At 64.5% G+C, this 19,334-nt stretch carries 19 protein-coding genes and 1 pseudogene; 11 read left to right on the top strand and 9 right to left on the bottom strand.

Going from position 1 to position 19,334, the window contains the following annotated elements; genetic code table 11:
* Nucleotides 1-7: 7 nt before the first annotated feature.
* Together ACN20X_RS04270 and ACN20X_RS04265 are read right to left on the bottom strand one after the other, a co-directional pair.
* Nucleotides 8-940: an N-formylglutamate amidohydrolase gene (locus tag ACN20X_RS04270; RefSeq protein ID WP_047218928.1), complete on the bottom strand. Its 933-nt coding sequence runs from the start codon at nt 938-940 to the stop codon at nt 8-10.
* 175 nt (nt 941-1,115) lie between these two features.
* Complete coding sequence (locus tag ACN20X_RS04265) at nt 1,116-2,084, bottom strand: Bug family tripartite tricarboxylate transporter substrate binding protein (RefSeq protein ID WP_026062916.1); 969 nt, start codon at nt 2,082-2,084, stop codon at nt 1,116-1,118.
* Between the two features lie 109 nt (nt 2,085-2,193).
* On the opposite strand from ACN20X_RS04265, the gene ACN20X_RS04260 reads away from it, so the two are divergent.
* Nucleotides 2,194-3,174, top strand: a complete 981-nt coding sequence (locus ACN20X_RS04260) for a LysR substrate-binding domain-containing protein (protein WP_016454232.1) — start codon at nt 2,194-2,196, stop codon at nt 3,172-3,174.
* On the opposite strand, the gene ACN20X_RS04255 is transcribed toward ACN20X_RS04260, so the two are convergent.
* The 3 genes from ACN20X_RS04255 to ACN20X_RS04245 form a co-directional block, all read right to left on the bottom strand.
* Nucleotides 3,158-4,657: a sensor histidine kinase gene (locus ACN20X_RS04255; RefSeq protein ID WP_016454233.1), complete on the bottom strand. Its 1,500-nt coding sequence runs from the start codon at nt 4,655-4,657 to the stop codon at nt 3,158-3,160. The two genes, ACN20X_RS04260 and ACN20X_RS04255, sit on opposite strands and share 17 nt — an antisense overlap.
* A 95-nt stretch (nt 4,658-4,752) precedes the next feature.
* Nucleotides 4,753-5,427, bottom strand: a complete 675-nt coding sequence (locus ACN20X_RS04250; RefSeq protein WP_012202808.1) for a response regulator — start codon at nt 5,425-5,427, stop codon at nt 4,753-4,755.
* A gap of 100 nt (nt 5,428-5,527) precedes the next feature.
* On the bottom strand, nt 5,528-6,028 hold the full coding sequence (locus ACN20X_RS04245) for a MarR family winged helix-turn-helix transcriptional regulator (protein WP_017407164.1): 501 nt from the start codon (nt 6,026-6,028) through the stop codon (nt 5,528-5,530).
* Between the two features lie 147 nt (nt 6,029-6,175).
* Between ACN20X_RS04245 and recA the strand changes: the two genes are divergently transcribed.
* Nucleotides 6,176-7,279, top strand: a complete 1,104-nt coding sequence (gene recA, locus ACN20X_RS04240) for a recombinase RecA (RefSeq protein ID WP_016454235.1) — start codon at nt 6,176-6,178, stop codon at nt 7,277-7,279.
* A gap of 202 nt (nt 7,280-7,481) precedes the next feature.
* Nucleotides 7,482-7,961 (top strand): recombination regulator RecX, encoded by a 480-nt coding sequence (recX, locus tag ACN20X_RS04235; RefSeq protein WP_016449399.1) that lies wholly within the window; start codon nt 7,482-7,484, stop codon nt 7,959-7,961.
* Here recX and yddG read toward each other — a convergent pair.
* Genes yddG through argC form a run of 3 tightly spaced genes read right to left on the bottom strand, consistent with a single transcriptional unit; the run spans nt 7,958 to nt 11,713 of the window.
* Complete coding sequence (gene yddG / locus ACN20X_RS04230; RefSeq protein WP_016449398.1) at nt 7,958-8,878, bottom strand: aromatic amino acid DMT transporter YddG; 921 nt, start codon at nt 8,876-8,878, stop codon at nt 7,958-7,960. The two genes, recX and yddG, sit on opposite strands and share 4 nt — an antisense overlap.
* Before the next feature lie 22 nt (nt 8,879-8,900).
* The gene (locus ACN20X_RS04225) at nt 8,901-10,784 is read right to left on the bottom strand and encodes a hypothetical protein (protein ID WP_016454236.1); all 1,884 of its coding nucleotides are present in this window, start codon (nt 10,782-10,784) and stop codon (nt 8,901-8,903) included.
* Nucleotides 10,781-11,713 (bottom strand): N-acetyl-gamma-glutamyl-phosphate reductase, encoded by a 933-nt coding sequence (gene argC / locus ACN20X_RS04220; RefSeq protein WP_016454237.1) that lies wholly within the window; start codon nt 11,711-11,713, stop codon nt 10,781-10,783. The genes ACN20X_RS04225 and argC overlap by 4 nt, the downstream gene beginning before the upstream one ends.
* A gap of 436 nt (nt 11,714-12,149) precedes the next feature.
* On the opposite strand from argC, the gene sucC reads away from it, so the two are divergent.
* The 8 genes and pseudogenes from sucC to tfpZ all read left to right on the top strand — a co-directional run bounded on the left by sucC (nt 12,150) and on the right by tfpZ (nt 18,778).
* Entirely contained in the window at nt 12,150-13,310 is a 1,161-nt protein-coding gene (gene sucC, locus ACN20X_RS04215) for an ADP-forming succinate--CoA ligase subunit beta (protein ID WP_016449395.1), read from the top strand.
* A gap of 20 nt (nt 13,311-13,330) precedes the next feature.
* Complete coding sequence (sucD, locus tag ACN20X_RS04210) at nt 13,331-14,224, top strand: succinate--CoA ligase subunit alpha (RefSeq protein WP_016449394.1); 894 nt, start codon at nt 13,331-13,333, stop codon at nt 14,222-14,224.
* 165 nt (nt 14,225-14,389) lie between these two features.
* Nucleotides 14,390-15,082, top strand: a complete 693-nt coding sequence (locus tag ACN20X_RS04205) for a TerC family protein (RefSeq protein WP_016449393.1) — start codon at nt 14,390-14,392, stop codon at nt 15,080-15,082.
* Nucleotides 15,083-15,376: 294 nt separating this feature from the next.
* Nucleotides 15,377-16,159, top strand: a complete 783-nt coding sequence (locus tag ACN20X_RS04200; RefSeq protein WP_034348263.1) for a PP2C family protein-serine/threonine phosphatase — start codon at nt 15,377-15,379, stop codon at nt 16,157-16,159.
* Between the two features lie 244 nt (nt 16,160-16,403).
* Nucleotides 16,404-17,117 carry an FHA domain-containing protein gene (locus ACN20X_RS04195; protein ID WP_016454239.1) on the top strand — a complete coding sequence of 238 codons (714 nt, stop codon included), beginning with the start codon at nt 16,404-16,406 and terminating at the stop codon, nt 17,115-17,117.
* Nucleotides 17,118-17,311: 194 nt separating this feature from the next.
* A pseudogene (locus ACN20X_RS04190) lies at nt 17,312-17,395 on the top strand (prepilin-type N-terminal cleavage/methylation domain-containing protein); the annotation flags it as partial.
* A 105-nt stretch (nt 17,396-17,500) separates the two neighbouring features.
* Complete coding sequence (locus ACN20X_RS04185; protein ID WP_473210801.1) at nt 17,501-17,929, top strand: pilin; 429 nt, start codon at nt 17,501-17,503, stop codon at nt 17,927-17,929.
* Nucleotides 17,930-17,968: 39 nt separating this feature from the next.
* Nucleotides 17,969-18,778: a TfpX/TfpZ family type IV pilin accessory protein gene (gene tfpZ / locus ACN20X_RS04180; RefSeq protein WP_227469570.1), complete on the top strand. Its 810-nt coding sequence runs from the start codon at nt 17,969-17,971 to the stop codon at nt 18,776-18,778.
* Between the two features lie 27 nt (nt 18,779-18,805).
* On the opposite strand, the gene moaC is transcribed toward tfpZ, so the two are convergent.
* Entirely contained in the window at nt 18,806-19,279 is a 474-nt protein-coding gene (gene moaC, locus ACN20X_RS04175) for a cyclic pyranopterin monophosphate synthase MoaC (RefSeq protein WP_016454242.1), read from the bottom strand.
* Nucleotides 19,280-19,334: the final 55 nt, after the last annotated feature.

The raw sequence follows: 19,334 nt of genomic DNA, 5'->3' as shown, positions 1-19,334 counted from the left end.
CCGCGGGTCAGAGCGCGCGCGGGTCGGTGGCCATGAGCTGCTCGACCAAGACCTTCAGATCGGTGGTCAGGCGCAGGTAGCCGGCCTGGTCCAGTTCCAGGGTCTGCTCGTTCATGTAGAGCTTGCGGTTGATCTCGATCTGGATGCTGTGGCGGTGCTCGGCAGGCTTGCCGTAGCGGCGCACCAGCTCCACGCCCTTGTAGGGATGGTTGTAGTCCACGCTGTAGCCGCGCTCGCGCAGGAAGGCGCAGATGCGCTCGGACAGCGCGGGGCTGGCCGTGCTGCCGTCGCGGTCGCCGATGACGAAGTCGGCATGCACCAGGCCCGGGTGCAGCGTGGCATGGCTGGCGGCGACGGAAGGCATGGAATGGCAGTTGATGTGGATGCTGTAGCCATGGCGCGCATGGGCGGCGTCAATGGCGCGCTCCACGGCGGCGTGGTAGGGCTTCCAGCAGCGCTCGATGCGCTGCAGCAGCTCGGAGGCCGGCAACTGGCGGTCGTAGATGGGCACGCCCTCGTCGGTGAACTTCCAGATCAGGCCCTTGCCCAGGCGAACCTTCTGCAGCACGACCTGGTCGGTGGTGACGGGCAGCGGCCAGTCGCCTTCGATCATGGTGGTGTCGATCTCGGTGGTGTCGCGGTTGGCATCCAGGTAGATGCGCGGGAAATGCGCCTCCACCCAGCCCACGCCCATGCCTGGCGCAAAGGCATAGATCTTCTCCACATGCGTGTCCTCGGCCTGGCGCAGCGTGGCCAGCGGCAGGCAGGAGCCGAAGTCCTGCGGGTAGACCGTGCCGCTGTGCGGCGAGTCCAGCACCACGGCGCTGGTGCCGGCCACGCTGGTCACCATGGGCTGCGCGGCATCGGCCGCGCCGGAGCCTGCCGCGCCGGGCAGGGATTGCAGGAAGTTCTGACTGATCAGTCGCAGGACGGGATGCATGAGGAAGTGGTCTATCTCGGTTACGCATTGCACCGCTGCGCTGCGGCCAGCCCGCCATGAAACTGGCGCGTCCCAGGCCAGGGACGCCGAGCAAGGGCCGCCCCGCAGCGAGGGCGTCGTCCCCCTCCCGCGAAGCGAGAGAGGGGGAAGGCGCGAAGCGCCTCAGGGGGAGCCTTTAATCCAGCTGGATCTGGGCCGTGGCGGCAATCTTCTTCATCTTGGCCACTTCGCTGGCGATCTGCTTGGTGAAAGCATCGCTGCTGGTGCCGGAGATGTACAGGCCCTGGGCAGCCATGCGCTTTTGCACGGCCGGGTCCTTGAGCGCGGCCGCGATGGCCTTTTGCACGCGGGCGATCTGCTCGGGCGGCGTGCTCTTGGGGGCCACGAGGCCGAACCAGGAAGGATCGTTCAGGTCGGCGTGGCCGGCTTCGGCGTAGGTCTGCACATCGGGCAGCACGTCCAGGCGCTCATGCCAGGACACGGCCAGGGCCTTGACCTTGCCGCCCTTGATGTGGGGCAGCGAGGACGCGACCTGGTCGAAGTACACGGGCACCTGGCCGCCGAGCACGTCGTTGATGGCCGGGCCTGCACCACGGTAGGGAATGTGCTGCATCTCTGTGCCCGTGCTCTTCATGAACTGGGCGCCCCACATGTGGCCGATGGTGCCGTTGCCGGGCGTGGCGAAGCTGACCTTGCCGGGGTTGGCCTTCAGGTACTTCACGAACTCGGCAAAGTTGTTGGCAGGCACCAGCTTGGGGTTGATCACGATCACGCCGGGCGCCTTGACGATCTCGGTCACGCCGACGAAGTCATTGATGGCGTCATAGGGCAGCTTCTTGAACACGGCAGGGTTCACGCCATGGGTGGACAGCGTGGCAATGCCGAAGGTCACGCCGTCGGTGGCACGTGCCACTTCGGCCATGCCGATGGAGCCGCCGGCGCCGGCCTTGTTCTCGATCACCACCGCCTGGCCGCCCAGCAACTTGGGCAGCACGTCCTGCATGTTGCGCGGGACCATGTCGGTGGAGCCACCAGCAGGGAACGGAACGACGATGCGCAGGGGACGGGTGGTTTCCTGGGCGAAGGACATTCCAGGAACGACAGAAGAAGCGGCGATGGAAGCAAGGAAATGGCGTCGTTGCATAGGATCTTTCTTACAAACAAGGTCAGATTAAAAGAAATCTGCTCACAAAAAAAGCAAATACTGTGCCTGTTAATATTCCGAACAGGAATAGTTTCATCATATCCCTGTCATGAGTTTGCGCCGCCTCAACCCGCCCATACATCTGCTGCGCGCCTTCTCCACCGTGGTGCGCTTCGGAGGTGTCTCGCGCGCGGCCGAAGCCTTGCACTTGACGCAAAGCGCAGTCAGCAAGCAGATCCAGGAGCTGGAGAAGTGGGTGGGCGTGCCGCTGTTCGAACGCGAGCGCAAGCGCTTGAGCCTGACGCCTGCGGGCGAACGCTACGAGCGCGCCGTGCGCGCCCTGCTGGGCCAGTTGGAGGCGGCCACCCTCGAACTCATCACCAGCGATGACAGCCGAGGCGCGCTGCACCTGTCATCGCTGCCGACTTTCGCGGCCAAGTGGCTGATCCCCAGGCTGCCCCAGTTTCAGCAGCGCTATCCACAGATCACGCTGCACTTTGTACCCTACGTACACAGCTACCAATTTGACAGTCCGGGTCTGGACTGCGCGATTTTGTTCGGGGACGGGCATTGGAGCGGCGCGCACGCCCACTATCTGGTGGGCCGCCAGGTGGCGCTGATCGCACCGCCACATGGCACGGGCCCCGAGGCGCGCATCACCACGCCCCAGGACGTGGCGCGCTGCACGCGGCTGCGCCACGTGACCATTGCCGACGCCTGGGCGCGCTGGAGCGAGGCCCACGGCATCCACGGCATCAGCCCGCTGGCGGGCCCGCAGTTCGACCAGTTCCAGACCATCATCCGCGCCGTGATGGCGGGCATGGGCATCGCACTGGTGCCACGCTGCCTGGTGCTTGACGAGCTTGCCGCCGGCCTGGTGAACGAGCCCCTGCCCCAGCACGGCTACCAGAGCGCCCTGGGCTACTGGCTGTGCTATCCGGCCGACCGTGCCAACCATGGCACGCTGGGCATCTTCCGCAACTGGTTGGTGGACCATGCGGCGCAGACACCGGGACGGGTGGCGATGGCCCCTGTAGCCCCCGATGCCCCTGCGGCAGCCGGTCAGGCGCCACCTATGCCGCAGGCTTAGGCGGCGGCGGCGAGCGCAGTGCCGTGAAGCGCACGCTGAAGCATGCGCCCGGTGGCTGCTGGCCCGGATGCGCATCCTCCAGCACCACCTGCCCGCCATGCTGGCGCGCAATCTCCAGCACGATGGGCAGGCCCAGGCCCGAGCCATCGGCCTCCGAGCCCAGCACGCGGTAGAACGGCTGGAACACCAGCTCGCGCTCGGCCTCGGGCACGCCCGGCCCCGAATCCTCCACCTGCAGCAGCAGGACCTGACCAAAAGGATCGGCCAGCACACGCACGGTGACCATGCCCGGCCGGCTGCTGGTGGAAGGCGTGTAGTTGATGGCGTTGTCCACGAGGTTGCGCACCAGCTCGGTCAGCAGCGTGGCATTGCCCTGCAGCCAGACGCCGGCGGCCGAGGACTCGGCGCCGTCATAGCCCAGGTCCACATGCTTGTCCATGGCGCGCGGCAGGCAGTCGCGCACCACGTCGGTGACGATGCGCACCAGGTTGCACGGCTGCATGGCCAGGCCCCGCCCCAGGCCCGCGCTCTCGGCACGCGCCAGCGCCAGCAACTGGTTGACGGTGTGCGTGGCACGGATGCTGGAGCGCGCGATCTGGGCCAGGGACTGACGCAGCTCGCCCGTACTCACGCCTTCGCGCTGGGCCAGTTCGGCCTGCATGCGCAGCCCGGCCAGCGGCGTCTTGAGCTGGTGGGCCGCGTCGGCCAGGAAGCGCTTTTGCGTGGCCAGCGAGTCGCCCAGGCGGCCCAGCAGGTCATTGACCGAATCCACCAGCGGCACGACTTCCAGCGGCACGTCCTTGTGGTTGATGGGCGAAAGGTCCTCGGGCCGGCGCGCGCGGATGCGCTCCTCCAGCCGGTGCAGCGGCTTGATGCCGCGCGCCAGCGCCAGCCACACCAGCAGCGCGGCCAGCGGCAGGATGACGAACTGCGGCAGCATCACGCCCTTGATGATTTCCGTGGCCAGCACGCTGCGCTTTTCGCGCGTCTCGGCCACCTGGACCAGGGCCTGCGGTTCGCCCGGCAGGGGCATGCGCACCCAGACATGGGCCACGCGCAGATCGATGCCGCGAAATTCCGCATCGCGCAACTGCACGGTGCCGCCGGACGGCAAGCCTGGAGGCGTCGCGCCAGTCAGAGCCTCGTCGGGTTCGGGCGGCGGCGGCAGGTCGCGCTCGCCGGCCAGGTATTCGCCCTTCACGCCCAGCACCTGGAAATACACGGTGTCCGACTCGTCGGCACGCAGGATCTCGCTGGCCGACTGCGGCAGGTTGAACAGCACCTTGCCGTGCTGCACCATCACCAGTTGGGCCAGCGCCTGGGCGTTGTATTCCAGCGCGCGGTCGAAGGGTTTGTTGGCCAGGCCCTGGGCCACCAGCCAGGTCAGCGCCAGGCTCACGGGCCACAGCAGCAGCAGCGGCGTGAGCATCCAGTCAAGGATCTCGCCGAACAGGGAGCGCTGTTCACGCTGGAAGATTTTCATCGGCGGGCAGCCCCTTACGACGGGTTCACGGCCCCGCGGCAACCACCACTATGCGCAGGCAAGCCAACCCGGGCCTGACAGCCACGGCAGCGGCCTCAGGACGCGATCTTCTCAAGGCAGTAGCCCAGGCCGCGCACGGTGGCGATGCGGATGGGGCCGCGCTCTATCTTCTTGCGCAGCCGGTGGATGTAGACCTCGATGGCGTTGTTGCTGACTTCGTCGCCCCACTCGCACAGGCGCTCGACCAACTGGTCCTTGCTGACCAGCCGGCCGGCCCGCTGCAGCAGCACTTCCAGCAGGCCCAGCTCGCGCGCCGACAGCTCGACCATCTTGCCGTCGATGGTGGCCACGCGGCCGGCCTGGTCGTAGACCAGCGGGCCGTGCTTGATGGTGCTGCTGGCGCCGCCCATGCCGCGCCGCGTGAGGGCGCGCACGCGCGCCTCCAGCTCGGACAGCGCAAACGGCTTGGCCATGTAGTCGTCGGCACCGTAGTCCAGCCCCTGCACGCGCTCCTCCACGCTGTCGGCCGCCGTGAGGATGAGCACCGGCAGCGCATCGCCGCGGCCGCGCAGTTTCTTGAGCACTTCGAGACCGTGCATCTTGGGCAGGCCCAGGTCCAGGATCAGCAAATCGAATTCGCTGCTGGTCATCAGCGCGGTGTCGGCCTCGCTGCCATTGGCCACATGGCTGACCACGGCGCCCGAGCCGCGCAGGCTGCGCAGCAGGCCATCGGCCAGGACCTGGTCGTCTTCGGCAATCAGAATGCGCATGGGGGATGTCTCCTGTAATGCAGGCGCGCTCTGGGAGTTGGAAATGCGCGCCTTTAATTCCCAGGATTCTAGGATGCGCCCCGCAGCGCGGGCAGGGACCTTACCCGAGTGAGCCGCCGCCCGCGTAGGCCTCCAGCCCCAGCGCCACCACGGTGGCGATGTCGTCGCCGACTTCCTCGCGGAATTCGGCCTCGGCCTGGGAGACGGCGTCATGGAAAGCCTGCAGCCAGGCCAGGCCCGCTGGCGTGAAGCGGATGCGGCGCGCGCGCGCATCGCGCTCGTCGCTCTCGCGCGTGACCAGGCCCCAGGCCTCGCACTGGGTCACCAGGTCGCCCATGGACTGCTTGGTCATGCCTGCGCGCTCTGCCAGGTCCGTCAGCCGGTCGCCAGCCAGCGACAGATGCCGCGTGATGTGGATATGGGCCGCCCCCACCTTGTCGCGCGCAGCGAGGTTGGACAGTGCCAGCGGCACCTCCACATCGCGCGCCATGAGCTGCAGCACACGCGCGTCGAACCGCCGCATGGCATGGCCGAGCAGGCGGCCCAGGTGGGTCTGGCGCCAGGCGTCGGCGGGCGGCGTGACAGGGGAAAGCTCACTCATGAATGCATTGTGGAGGCAAATCCAACAAGTCAGGAAAACTGACCAAAAACACCAACAAATCAAGACAGCAAGCCCATAAACTACTGTTCAAGCATCCAGCCTGAATGCAAATACAGAGCTGAATCCATACCCAACCCAGGAGTCCGCATGAACACCGCCGTCACCACCGCCAACAGTGAAAAAGCCAAGGCCCTGCAGGCCGCACTCGCCCAGATCGAAAAGCAGTTCGGCAAGGGCACGATCATGCGCCTGGGTGAAGGCGAAGCCATCCAGGACATCCAGGTCGTCTCCACCGGCTCGCTGGGCCTGGACATCGCCCTGGGTGTGGGCGGCCTGCCCCGTGGCCGCGTGATCGAGATCTACGGCCCTGAATCCTCGGGCAAGACCACGCTGACGCTGCAGGTCATCGCCGAAATGCAAAAGCAGGGCGGCACCTGCGCCTTCATCGACGCAGAACACGCGCTGGACACCAGCTATGCCCAGAAGCTGGGCGTGAACCTCAACGAAGTGCTGATCAGCCAGCCCGACACCGGCGAGCAGGCCCTGGAAATCGTGGACAGCCTGGTGCGCTCGGGCGCCGTGGACATGATCGTCGTGGACTCGGTGGCCGCACTGACACCGCGCGCCGAAATCGAAGGCGAGATGGGCGACCAGCTGCCCGGCCTGCAGGCCCGCCTGATGAGCCAGGCGCTGCGCAAGCTGACCTCCACCATCAAGAAGACCAATTGCATGGTCATCTTCATCAACCAGATCCGCATGAAGATCGGCGTGATGTTCGGCAGCCCCGAAACCACCACGGGCGGCAATGCGCTGAAGTTCTACGCTTCGGTCCGCCTGGACATCCGCCGCACCGGCACCATCAAGAAGGGCGACGAAGCCATCGGCAACGAAACCAAAGTCAAGGTCGTCAAGAACAAGGTCTCGCCCCCGTTCAAGACCGCCGAGTTCGACATCCTCTTCGGCGAAGGCATCTCGCGCGAAGGTGAAATCCTGGACATGGGCGTCAACGCCAAGATCCTCGACAAGTCGGGGGCCTGGTACGCCTACAACGGCGAAAAGATCGGCCAGGGTCGCGACAACGCCCGCGAATTCCTGCGCGAGAACAGCGGCCTGGCCGTGGAGATCGAGAACAAGGTGCGCGACAGCCTGGGCATTGCCCTGCTGCCCACGGCCGGCGGCGATGCCCCCGAAGCCAAGGCTGCCAAGGCGGGCAAGGCCAAGGCCGACAAGGACGGCGTGATCGAAGCCTGAGCGCCCAGACCCCTCACAGCAGGCGCCGCAGCGCCTGCGCACACTGTGTTTGCCATCTTGGCGCAGGCTCACGTCTGCGCCTTTTTTATCGCCGGGACGCCCCAAGGCAAAAAAGCGGCCCCCTTGGGGGGCAGCGGACCTTGCGCAGCAAGGGGAGCGTGGGGGCCTTTTTTATTCGGGATGATTCAGGAGACATTGCCGCATGGGATTCGCCAAGCTGTCGCTCAAGGGCCGGGCGCTCAAGCTGCTGGGCCAGCGCGAACATTCACGGCTGGAGCTGGAACGCAAGCTCGCCCCCCATGTGGAGGAAGGCGAGGACCTGGGCGCCATGCTCGACGCGCTGGAGCAGCGCGGCTTCATCAGCGCCGAGCGCGTGGCCGAGTCCGTGCTGCATCGCAAGGCCGCGCGCTTTGGCACATCGCGCGTGGTGCAGGAGCTGCGCAGCAAGGGGCTGGACGATGGCCTGGTGCGCGCCGCCGCAGAACAATTGCGCGCCACCGAACTGCAGCGCGCCCATGCCGTATGGCGCCAGCGCTTCGGCACACCGCCGGCCACCCCACAGGAACGCCTCAAGCAGATGCGCTTTCTGGCCGCGCGCGGCTTTGGCGGAGAAATAGCGAGCAAGGTGCTGCGCGGGCGCAGCGAAGACTGGGATGACGGAGCTGCAGACGAAGGCAACTAATCCACGCGCCGGGTTGCGCCCCAGCACACCAGCGACCCCACGGTCACCAGCGCCACGCCCTGCCAGAAGCCCCAGCCCGGCTGCACCTGCAGCCAGGCACTGGCCAGCAAGGCAGAGAACACGGGAGTGAAGTACGAGGCCGCCGCCATCACGGCCAGATGCCCGTGCTGTATGCCGTGCTCCCAGCAGCTGTAGCCCATGGCCGTGAGCCCGCCCACGGCCAGCAGCTGCAGCACCACGGTGCCTGACCAGTGCATGCCGCCTTCGCCACCCAGCCACAACCACTTGATCCACAGCGCCAGCGCAGTCCAGATCAGGAACAACCCCACGGCATTGTGCCCCCCACCCCAGCGCCGAGCAGCCAGCGAATAGCAGGGCCACAGCAGGGCCGCGCCAAAGGCGAGTCCATAGGCCAGCGGATTGGCCAGCATGTGGTCTGCCATGTCATGCATCTGCAGGGACTCGCCGCCCAGCACGCGCGTCAGCCCCCACAGGCACAGCAGCACGCCGGGCCACAGCCACCAGCGCGCATGCTGCTGGCGCAGCAGCACCGCCAAGACGATGGTCAGGCTGGGCCACAGGTAGTTGATCAGCCCCAGCTCCAGTGCCTGAGCGCGGTCCTGCGCCAGACCGATCGCCAGCGACAGACAGATTTCATAGACCGCAAACAGCAGCCCGCAGCCCCAGAAATAGGCCGGGTGCATGGTTCGCCACTGCGACGGCCTGGGCAGGCCGCGCACGGCGGCCACGCACAGGGCGCTGACCGTATAGAGCATGGCAGCGCCGCCCACGGCGCCCAGCGGCTCGGCCACCGAGCGCATCAGGCCCACGGTGCAGCTCCAGCACACCACGGCCAGCAGGCCGATGGCGGTGGCCCGGCCTGCGGCTGCAGGGGAACTGCTGTGCGCTGAAGACATGGAAAAGGCTGCGCGCGGCAGGTCAGTGCGGCTGCAGCACCTGGCGCAGCGAGCGGTAAAGCGCGTCCGAGCCGTGCGCGCGGTTGTCCGCATCGAAGGAGAACTCGTTGCTGGACTGCGTGCCGGTCGCGTCCTCGGGACGCGCCTCCATGAAGAAGGACAGGAAGCGCGCGCCCTGGCGGCGGTGCATGGTCAGCACTTTCTCCAGCCGCTGCGGCGACAGTGCCACCAGCGGATGGAACTCCGTCACGCCATAGGCGGTGTGGCCATAGCGGCGCAGCATCTGGCCGACCAGCGGCCCATAGGTGTCTTCGCCATACAGGCTGACACCCAGGGACAGCCCCGGCATGCGTTGCAGGCTGCGCTCCACGGCGTAGCGGCTGGCGTCCCAGCTCGGATTCGCATGGGGGTTGAGCTGGTGGGCAAAGCGAGGCACCCGGCCCAGGCAGCCGTGCCCGATGTGCTCGGAAAAGCCCTGGATGTAATCGGCCACCTGCTGCTCGCGAAAATCGTTCCAGTCCGTCACCAGCGGGTTGTAGAACAGCGCCAGCCGGTCCTGCGGGCTGTCCACCCAGAACTCCACACCATCGGGCAGCTTGCCGAAGTCGGGCAAGGCCTCGGCGGCATGGGGCCTGGGCTCGCACTGGTGGCGGTCCATCACGGCGATCTGGCGCGTGGCCAGCAGGCCCAGGCTGCGCCCGCCGGCCTGCAGCACCACGTCGATGCGGTGCAGGCCCTCGCCCAGCGCCGGATAGCGGATGTCGGCACGCCAGCCCACATCGGGCGTGAGGAAATCAGGCTTGGCCTGGGCCACATCCTGGCGGTGCATGTGCACGGGGGCGTGCGAGTAAGGGCGCCCGTCCACGAAGACGGCCACGGCCAGTTGCTTTTGCAGCTTCGCGTCGGGCGAGTGGACCCAGCCGGACACCGGGACCGTGCCAGCCGCATAGCTGTCGATGTGCTGGAAGAAGTTCTGCAGCGGCTCGCTGCGGATGTTGCGCGACGGAGGCTCCACCGCATCGAAGCTGGCGAACTCCGACTTCAGATGGGCATTGAGCCGCGCAATGTCGCCATAGCGCTGGCGCAGGAATGCATGGAAGCCCGCCACGGATGCAGGGCTGTAGTCGGTGACCGCATAGCCTTCGGCCGCGAACCCCATGCCGGCCTCGAAACCCGGGAACAGCTGGTGCGTCTCGCCCAGCACGGTGAGCGCACGCAGCGGATGCATGGCGGCATCGCCCGCAGCGCACATGCGCTCGGCCAGGGCATCGACCACCAGCTTGCGCACGCGCGTGATTTCATTGTCCTGCCGCGCAACCGACCACGGGAAGATGCGCGCGCCCAGATAGGTGTCCAGCGGCAGCGGTCCCTTGGGCGTCCAGGCCAGATTGGCGGGATCGGCGGCCAGGCGCTCCTCGGCCTGGGAGTGGACCTCGAAATGCGTGGCGAACAGGTAGAGCACCACGGGCCGCTGCGCCTGCGCCACCGTGCGCACCACGCGGTCCAGCGCCTCGCCCCGGACTTCCCAGGCCCGGCCGTTCCACTGCACATAGCGCAGCAGAGGCACGCTGAGCGTATAGCCCAGCTCCAGCCCCTCGCCCTGCGGCCGGTCCAAGCGCTGCAGCGTGGCTTTCACCATTTCCGCAGCCGAGCCCTGAGGGCCCAGGCAACTGGCAGGCACCTGCTGGAATTCCTTGGGAAAACCCTCGCGCAGCCCGTCCTGCACCAGGCAGGCTTCCATATTGCCCAGCAGCGGACTCAGCAGCAGGCGCGATGAGGAAGGCAATGCCGGCCGCAGCTTCCAGGCGAACACAACGATCAGCAGACACAGCACGGCCAGGGCCAGGACATGGCCCCAGACCGGACCGCGCCGGCCCGGCAAGGACGGGGGCGCGGGGGGCCTCACAGGCCCAGCATGATCTGCAGGTTCTGCACGGCGGCGCCGCTGGCGCCCTTGCCCAGGTTGTCCAGACGGGCGATCAGCACGGCCTGGCGGTACTGCTCATTGGCGAATACACGCAACTCCAGCTTGTTCGTGTCGGTCAGCGTATCGGCAGCCAGCTTCATGTCTTCGGTGGGCGGCAGCACCGACACCCATTGCTCGGGCGTGTTGGTCGCCGCGTAGTGGGCGGCCAGCGCATCGTGCAGATCGGCGGCCTTGGGCGCGCCCGGCAGCAGGTCCAGATGCAGGGGCAGTTGCACCAGCATGCCCTGGCGGAAATTGCCCACGGCAGGAATGAAGACCGGGCGGCGCGTCATGCCCGTGTAGTGCAGGATTTCGGGAATGTGCTTGTGCGACAGGCCCAGCGCATAGGCCTCGTAAGGCGCGGCCGTGCCGGCCTCGTAGGCTTCGATCATGCTGCGGCCGCCGCCCGAGTAGCCGGACACCGAGGGCAGGCTCAGCGGGTAGTCGGCTGGAATGAGGCCTGCCGCCACCAGCGGGTGCAGCAGTGCGATGGCGCCCGTGGCATAGCAGCCGGGGTTGGCCACGCGCGTGGCAGCCTTGACGGCGTCCAGCTGGCCCTTGCGCAGCTCGGGAAAGCCGTAGACCCAGCCCGGCGCCACGCGGTGGGCGGTGGAGGCATCGATGATCTTGATGGCACGGCCGGTCTCAGCCTCGATGGCGTCGACCATGGCCACGGTTTCGCGCGCAGCGTCGTCATGCAGGCACAGGATGACCAGGTCCACGCCGGCGATCAGCGCACGCTTGGCAGCAGGATCCTTTCGCAGCTCGGGCGCAATGCTGACCAGCTCCACGCCGGACAGATCGACCAGACGCTCACGGATCTGCAGCCCTGTCGTGCCTGCTTCGCCATCGATAAAGACTTTTGCCATCGCTGTATTTCTCCTGCTGCGCGGCCCTCCTGGAGCCGCTGCGGCACCATTGCCGCGTTCCAGCTGCGGATTCTCACCGAAACCGGGTCCCCCTGCGCCCGTTGTCGCAAAACGGTTGGCAGTGGCGATCAAGGGCGTGCTGACATGCGCCTGTTACAAACGGCGGGCAGGGCCGTCTGCAGATCCTCTATAAGACAAAAGAGCTGTGGCGCCTGAAAGAAATGTCGGGAAACCGTCTTTTCCCTGACATATCAATGCATTGCACAGTTCCTGGCATGCTGCTTGGCCCGCAGGAAATTGTGGATTCTGCGCATGGGGGCGTGTCGGATGGCGCAGTGCAGCATGGTACATTCGGCGATTGCCAGGTCACTCCGCCTTGAGGCAGCACCCCAGGGCTACCGGGTCAATCCCCCCCTATTTGTTTGAGAGAGACATCATGAAGATTCATGAATACCAAGGCAAGGACATCTTGCGTCAGTTTGGTGTGCCTGTACCTCGCGGTATCCCTGCGTTCACAGTGCAAGAGGCCGTCGAGGCCGCCCAGAAGCTCGGCGGCCCCGTGTGGGTCGTGAAGGCCCAGATCCACGCTGGTGGTCGCGGCAAGGGCGGCGGCGTGAAGGTTGCCAAGAGCATCGACGACGTCAAGGCACTGGCTGGCCAGATCCTGGGCATGCAGTTGGTCACGCACCAGACCGGCCCCGAAGGCCAGAAGGTCCGCCGCCTGTACATCGAAGACGGCGCCGACATCCAGAAGGAATACTACCTGTCGTGCGTGACCGACCGCGCCACGCAGAAGGTGGCCTTCATCGCTTCGAGCGAAGGCGGCATGGACATCGAGGAAGTGGCCCACTCCACGCCCGAGAAGATCATCACCATCTTCGTCGATCCCCTGGTCGGTCTGACCCAGGCCCAGGGCGAAGAGCTGGCCAAGGGCATCGGCATGCCTGCCGACTCCACTGCCCAGTTCATCGACATCTGCCAGAAGCTCTACAAGTGCTACATGGACACGGATGCCTCGCTGGTCGAGATCAACCCCCTGAACCGTGACAGCAAGGGCAATGTCATTGCCCTGGACGCCAAGTTCAACTTCGACGCCAACGCCCTGTTCCGCCTGCCCGAAATCGTGGCACTGCGCGACCTGGACGAAGAAGATCCCGCCGAAGTCGAAGCCTCCAAGTTCGATCTGGCCTACATCTCGCTGGACGGCAACATCGGCTGCCTGGTCAACGGTGCCGGCTTGGCCATGGCCACCATGGACACCATCAAGCTGTTCGGCGGCGAGCCGGCCAACTTCCTGGACGTGGGCGGCGGCGCCACCCCCGAGAAGGTCACCGAAGCCTTCAAGATCATGCTGAAGAACCCCAAGGTCGAAGGCATTCTGGTCAACATCTTCGGCGGCATCATGAAGTGCGACACCATCGCCACCGGCGTGATCACTGCCTGCAAGGCCGTGAACCTGCAAGTGCCCCTGGTCGTGCGCATGAAGGGCACGAACGAAGAACTGGGCAAGAAGATGCTGGCCGAGTCCGGCCTGCCCATCATCAGCGCCGACACCATGGCCGAAGCGGCCACGAAGATCGTCGAAGCCGTCAAGTAAGCAGGCCCGGAGAACACACCATGTCTATCTACATCAATAAAGACACCAAGGTCATCACCCAAGGCATCACGGGCAAGACGGGCCAGTTCCACACGGAAAAATGCATCGAGTACGCGAACGGCAAGAACTGCTTCGTGGCCGGTGTGAACCCCAAGAAGGCCGGCGAAAAGATCTTCGACGTGCCAATCTACGCCTCCGTCAAGGAAGCCGCACAAGGCACGGGCGCCACGGTCTCCGTGATCTACGTTCCCCCCGCAGGCGCTGCCGCCGCGATCTGGGAAGCCGTGGAAGCCGACCTGGACCTGGCCATCTGCATCACCGAAGGCATCCCCGTCCGTGACATGCTGGAAGTGCGCAACAAGATGCGCGCCAAGGAAGCTGCAGGCGGCAAGCGCACCCTGCTGCTGGGCCCCAACTGCCCCGGCCTGATCACGCCCGACGAGATCAAGATCGGCATCATGCCCGGCCACATCCACAAGAAGGGCCGCGTCGGCGTGGTCAGCCGCTCCGGCACGCTGACCTACGAAGCCGTGGCTCAGCTGACCGAACTGGGCATTGGCCAGTCGTCGGCCGTGGGCATCGGCGGTGACCCGATCAACGGCCTCAAGCACATCGACGTGATGAAGGCCTTCAACGACGATCCCGACACCGACGCCGTCATCATGATCGGCGAAATCGGCGGTCCCGACGAAGCCGAAGCTGCCCGCTGGTGCAAGGACAACATGAAAAAGCCCATCGTCGGCTTCATCGCTGGTGTCACCGCCCCTCCCGGCAAGCGCATGGGCCACGCCGGCGCGCTGATCTCCGGCGGTGCCGACACGGCCGACGCCAAGCTGGCCATCATGGAAGAGTGCGGTTTCGTCATCACCCGCAATCCCTCCGAAATGGGCCGCCTGCTCAAGGGCCTGATCTAAGCGGCACCGGTTCTGCGTGACATCCAGGGTTCGCTCCAGGAAGAAATTACGCAGAATTACGAATCGGTAAGGCGGCAAGTCCGCCCTACACTGACGACTCCAAAAAAGAAAAAGCGCCAGAGGCTACCGCCCTGGCGCTTTTCAACTCATAACAGCGGAGAAACCATGGAATACCTGCAAAGCGCCGATTTCTGGATCGGCCTGTTGAAGATCGTCTGGATCAACATCATCCTGTCTGGCGACAACGCCGTCGTCATCGCCCTCGCAGCACGCTCGCTGCCTCCCGCACAGCAAAAGAAAGCCGTCATGTTCGGCTCCGGCGCCGCCGTGGTGCTGCGGATCATCCTGACCGTGGTCGCGGCAAAGCTGCTGGAGCTGTCGTTCCTGCAGATCGTGGGCGGCTGCCTGCTGCTGTGGATCGGCCTGCAGCTGCTGACCGGCGAAGAAGATGATGAAGGCGAATCCAAGGGCCATGGCAGCATGATGGTCGCCATCCGCACCATCCTGATCGCCGATCTGGTGATGAGCCTGGACAACGTGATCGCCGTGGCCGCCACTGCGCAGGGCAACATGGTCCTGCTGATCCTGGGCCTGGCCATCAGCATCCCGCTAGTGATCTTCGGCTCCACGCTGATGATCAAGCTCATGGAGCGCTTCCCCGTCATCATCACGCTGGGCGCCGCCCTGATCGGCTGGGTCGGCGGAGAAACCATCGTCAACGACCGCCTGCTGCACGGCTACGCCATCAGCCACCCCTGGCTGCACTATGTGGCGGCCGCAGCCGGCGCCGTGCTGGTCGTGGGCATTGGCAAGTTCCTGCAGGCGCGCTCAGGCGCAAAGCACGCAGCCCAGGCCTGACGCTGCCGCAGGCAGCACCTTCGCCGCATCACGAACGCACTGCCCCGGCAGTGCGTTTTTGCTTTGTGAGGACCCATCTTGATGTGGCGTCAAGCTGACGAGCCGTTGCGCCCGCGCATTCCGGGCACTTGCGCGCACTGTTTTCATTTACGCTGTGCACCGGTCTTCACCATTGCATCTGCACACCAGGGACTGATGGCACCACCGCCGAATCCGTCCTTTGCCACCATGCCCAGCGCCCCCAAAATCCCGGACCAACCCACCCTGCAGCAAGCTCCTGCCCAGTACTGCGCCATGGTTGCACGCACCGATGTGGGCCGGCGCCGTGACAACAACGAGGATGCGGTCACCATCCACCCCAACGCCCAGCCCTGGCCCATTGCGGTGCTGGCCGATGGCATGGGCGGCTACAACGCCGGCGAAGTCGCCAGCGCCATGGCCATCAGCCTGGTATCCGTGGCACTGCAAAGCGTAACCACCGAGGCGCCGGCAGCCAACACTCCGCAAGCCCGCCAGGAATTGCAGCAGTCACTGGCCAATGCCTTGAACCTGGCCAACGCCGCCATTCTTACGGCTGCCCGGGAAACACCGGGCTGCCGCGGCATGGGCACCACCATCATTGCCGCAGCCCTGCTGCCAGGCCTGCTGATGCTCGCCCACCTTGGCGACTCGCGGGCCTACGGCTGGCGCGAGGGTCAACTGCTGCGCCTGACCCGGGACCACACCTGGCTCCAGGAAGAAATCGACGCAGGCCGCATCCAGGACCACGAAGCCCGGCAATCCGGCCTGGGCCACCTGCTCACTCAGGCCCTGGGCGTCACGCCGGACGTCACGCCCGATTTCAATGAGTGGCCGCTGCAACCCGGCGACCGCATCCTGCTGTGCTCCGACGGCCTCACCGACATGCTCGATGACCAAGCCATCGCCGCCCTGTTCACCCAATCCAGCCCGCTGCCCGTCTTGCTGACCTCGCTGCTCGCCGCCGCCAATGAAGCCGGCGGAAACGACAACATCAGCGCGGCGCTGATCGAGATACAGGCGAGCCCGCCCCCTGCAGCCAGCACTTCCCTCGATTGAGCCCCACACAGCGATCGACGGCAGATCCCAACCGATGGACGCGCTTGCCTGCACCGCCCTCACAGGTTCCAATTGTTAAAAATGATTGCAAATCCAACAATCAGGAAAAGACAATCCATAGTCTGTATCAAATACCATGGCAGACCTCGGCGCGCGCAGGCCGCAGACATAATATTTAGATACACCCCAGCTCCGGATCGCCCAGTGGATGGTGCAAGCCGGGCATAACAAAGGAACTTTGAGCATGCCGACCCTGGTCATCTCCATCGACGGCGCCGTCATCAAGGAAGTGCAGCTGGCCAAGGAGCGCACCACGCTGGGACGCCGCCCCTACAACGACATCGTGATCGACAACCTCGCCGTCAGCGGCGAGCACGCCGTTCTCAGCATCGTCGACGGCACCGTCATCATCGAAGACCTGCGCAGCACCAACGGCACCTATGTCAACGGCCAGCCCATACTGCGCCAGACCCTGAACCACGGCGACCTGCTGGACATCGGCAAGTACAAGATCCGCTTCGTTCAACAGCAGGTCAGCGCGTCCTCACGCTCGGCCCTGGCCGCCATTGCCGCCGCAGTCGAGGCCACCCGCCCAGCGCCTTTGGCAGAAGCGGATCTGCCCTCGCAGTTCAGCCAAGAAACGCCCTCGGGCTTCGACCACACCCTGCCCCCCTCCATGGCCGGACTGGCCACGCGCCAGGCCGCCATCCGCATGCTCAACGGCAACGCCGCCGGCCGCGAAGTACCACTGGTCAAAGTCGTCACCACGCTGGGCAAGCCCGGCGTGGCCGTGGCCTCCATCACCCAGAAGCACCACGGCTTCGTGCTGGCCCAGCTGGAAGGCGACGCCCTCAGCCTCAAGCTCAACGGCCAGGAAATCGGCCGCCGCGCCATGCCGCTGCAACATGGCGACACGGTGGAACTGGCAGGTACGCAGATGCAGTTCCTGGTGGCGTGAAGGACCCTCTTGGTCCACTGACAAGGCTCGCTGTTGCTTCGTTGGCAAGCTCACCATCCTTGACAAAAATGTCACGCAAAATTGGATCGATTTGTCAGAGAATGTCGATCAACCGTGTAATTTGCAACCAAACAATACACATGCGCGAACCTTGGCCTCAAGGCGCGACTGGCACGGCTCTTGCTCGATAGAGCATGCAATCAACCCCCTATGAGGAGAAGTTCATGAAGCGTTCCATCCAGCAAGGTTTTACCTTGATCGAATTGATGATCGTCGTGGCGATCATCGGCATTTTGGCAGCCGTTGCGCTGCCGGCTTATCAGGATTACACGGTGCGTTCGCGTATTACTGAAGGTTTCAATCTGGCACAGCCTGCACGTCAGATGCTGGCAACAGATGGGGCCGCCAGCTTAGCTGATTACCAGTCCTTTACTGACACCTGGAACAAACAAGCAGGCACTACGGGCGCAAATTCGAAGTATGTTGCCTCTGTTCTGTTTGATAAAGCCGGCTCTACTGCTACTGGCGACGCAGATGCTCACATTACTATCAAATATAATGCAACGACGGTTGGTAGCTTGGGCACAGGCGTGGACATTTTGCTGTACCCGCGTATGCGTACTGGTAATGCAGCAGCACCAGCAGTACCACTCGCTACCGCATGGGGTGCGGGAGAATCTGGTGCGATTGATTGGGGCTGCATTTCTGCCACTGCGACTACCGCAACTAGCGCAGCACGCAATCTCGGTATTGATGTTAGGCCAGCAGTCACTAATGTTCTGGCAAAGTTCGCACCTGCAGAGTGCCGTTAATAATTAAGCATATTTTTATGCTTGCTAAAAAAGGGGCGCATGGCGCTCCTTTTTATTTATGTGCCGCACAACAAGAAAATGACTCTATTTCCCAGAGGGCCAGCCGCTTTTCGTGCGGCTTCATTGCATTTTTTATCCAGCATGGCGATCGCCACTGTTGTGACAGGCCTAGTTTTGTGGCTGTGGTTTCCTTATCCTTATAGAGATTTGGCGGGTGGCCGTGAATTGCTCTGGTTAATCATCGGCGTGGATGTAATTTGCGGCCCCCTATTGACCGCCATAATCTTCAATCCTCAAAAAAACCGGCGTGAATTGATGCTGGACCTGGGGCTGATCGCGCTCATCCAGTTAGCTGCGCTGATCTATGGGCTGCATACCCTCAGCCAAGCCCGACCCGTGTACCTCGTATTTGAGGTGGACCGTTTTCGGGTGGTCACCGTTGCTGACGTAGACAACAGGAGCCTCCGACCGGAACAAGGTGGCCTGCATGCTCTGCCTTGGACAGGCCCACGCATCATCGGTACACGAGCGCCCCGTGACAGCAAGGAGTATATCGACAGCCTGGACATGTCTCTGGGCGGAATTGACCCGTCAATGCGCCCCGACTGGTGGCAGCCTTACGAAAAAAACAAACCAGACGCGCTGAAAAGGGCTCAGAAGCTGGACACGCTGCGCAGCAAGCGCCCCAGTCAACAGACATTGATCGACAAAGCCGTGCGCGATAGCGGGATTTCTGAAACTGCACTCGCATGGCTGCCTGTCACCAGCTTCCTCAGCACTGGCTGGGTGGCCTTGATAGACAATCAAACCGCCGAAGTAAAAGCCTTTGCCCCTATCGACGGATTCTGAAAACGCCTGAAATAAAAGGCCGATTAGTTACGCCACAAAACTCCCCGACTTTCCCCCCCGCTTCTCCACCACCCTCATTCCCTCCATCACCATCAACTTGTCCACTGCCTTGCACATGTCATAGACCGTGAGCAGGGCAACCTGCACTGCCGTGAGGGCCTCCATCTCGACCCCGGTAGGCCCCACCGTTTCCACGGTTGCAAGACAACGGACAGCGGACACATCTGGCAATAGATCAAACTCCACAGCCACCCGCGTCAACGCCAGCGGATGGCACAGCGGAATCAAGTCACTGGTCTTCTTGGCGGCCATGATGCCGGCGATGCGCGCAATGCCAAGCACGTCACCCTTCTTGGCCGTGCCGCTCTGGATGATGGCCAGTGTGGCGGGCTGCATGACGATACGGCCTTCGGCAACCGCGATGCGGTGGGTTGCCGGCTTGGCGCCGACATCGACCATGTGGGCCTGGCCCTGGGCGTCGAAATGGGTGAGGGAAGACATGGAAACTCCTGAAAATGCACGGACCGGTCTACGGCAGTCCTGACACGCTGGTCAG

This window comes from Delftia sp. PX-1 (assembly GCF_055797465.1).
Note: the sequence above shows the minus strand (reverse complement) of the source record. Positions and strands in the feature narration are given on the sequence as shown.

Coding starts and splice junctions, on each gene's coding strand:
- ACN20X_RS04270 (WP_047218928.1), bottom strand. CDS start 940: ATGCATCCCGTCCTGCGACTGATCAGTCAGAACTTCCTGCAATCCCTG.
- ACN20X_RS04265 (WP_026062916.1), bottom strand. CDS start 2,084: ATGCAACGACGCCATTTCCTTGCTTCCATCGCCGCTTCTTCTGTCGTT.
- ACN20X_RS04260 (WP_016454232.1), top strand. CDS start 2,194: ATGAGTTTGCGCCGCCTCAACCCGCCCATACATCTGCTGCGCGCCTTC.
- ACN20X_RS04255 (WP_016454233.1), bottom strand. CDS start 4,657: ATGAAAATCTTCCAGCGTGAACAGCGCTCCCTGTTCGGCGAGATCCTT.
- ACN20X_RS04250 (WP_012202808.1), bottom strand. CDS start 5,427: ATGCGCATTCTGATTGCCGAAGACGACCAGGTCCTGGCCGATGGCCTG.
- ACN20X_RS04245 (WP_017407164.1), bottom strand. CDS start 6,028: ATGAGTGAGCTTTCCCCTGTCACGCCGCCCGCCGACGCCTGGCGCCAG.
- recA (WP_016454235.1), top strand. CDS start 6,176: ATGAACACCGCCGTCACCACCGCCAACAGTGAAAAAGCCAAGGCCCTG.
- recX (WP_016449399.1), top strand. CDS start 7,482: ATGGGATTCGCCAAGCTGTCGCTCAAGGGCCGGGCGCTCAAGCTGCTG.
- yddG (WP_016449398.1), bottom strand. CDS start 8,878: ATGTCTTCAGCGCACAGCAGTTCCCCTGCAGCCGCAGGCCGGGCCACC.
- argC (WP_016454237.1), bottom strand. CDS start 11,713: ATGGCAAAAGTCTTTATCGATGGCGAAGCAGGCACGACAGGGCTGCAG.
- sucC (WP_016449395.1), top strand. CDS start 12,150: ATGAAGATTCATGAATACCAAGGCAAGGACATCTTGCGTCAGTTTGGT.
- sucD (WP_016449394.1), top strand. CDS start 13,331: ATGTCTATCTACATCAATAAAGACACCAAGGTCATCACCCAAGGCATC.
- ACN20X_RS04205 (WP_016449393.1), top strand. CDS start 14,390: ATGGAATACCTGCAAAGCGCCGATTTCTGGATCGGCCTGTTGAAGATC.
- ACN20X_RS04200 (WP_034348263.1), top strand. CDS start 15,377: ATGGTTGCACGCACCGATGTGGGCCGGCGCCGTGACAACAACGAGGAT.
- ACN20X_RS04195 (WP_016454239.1), top strand. CDS start 16,404: ATGCCGACCCTGGTCATCTCCATCGACGGCGCCGTCATCAAGGAAGTG.
- ACN20X_RS04185 (WP_473210801.1), top strand. CDS start 17,501: ATGCTGGCAACAGATGGGGCCGCCAGCTTAGCTGATTACCAGTCCTTT.
- tfpZ (WP_227469570.1), top strand. CDS start 17,969: ATGGCGCTCCTTTTTATTTATGTGCCGCACAACAAGAAAATGACTCTA.
- moaC (WP_016454242.1), bottom strand. CDS start 19,279: ATGTCTTCCCTCACCCATTTCGACGCCCAGGGCCAGGCCCACATGGTC.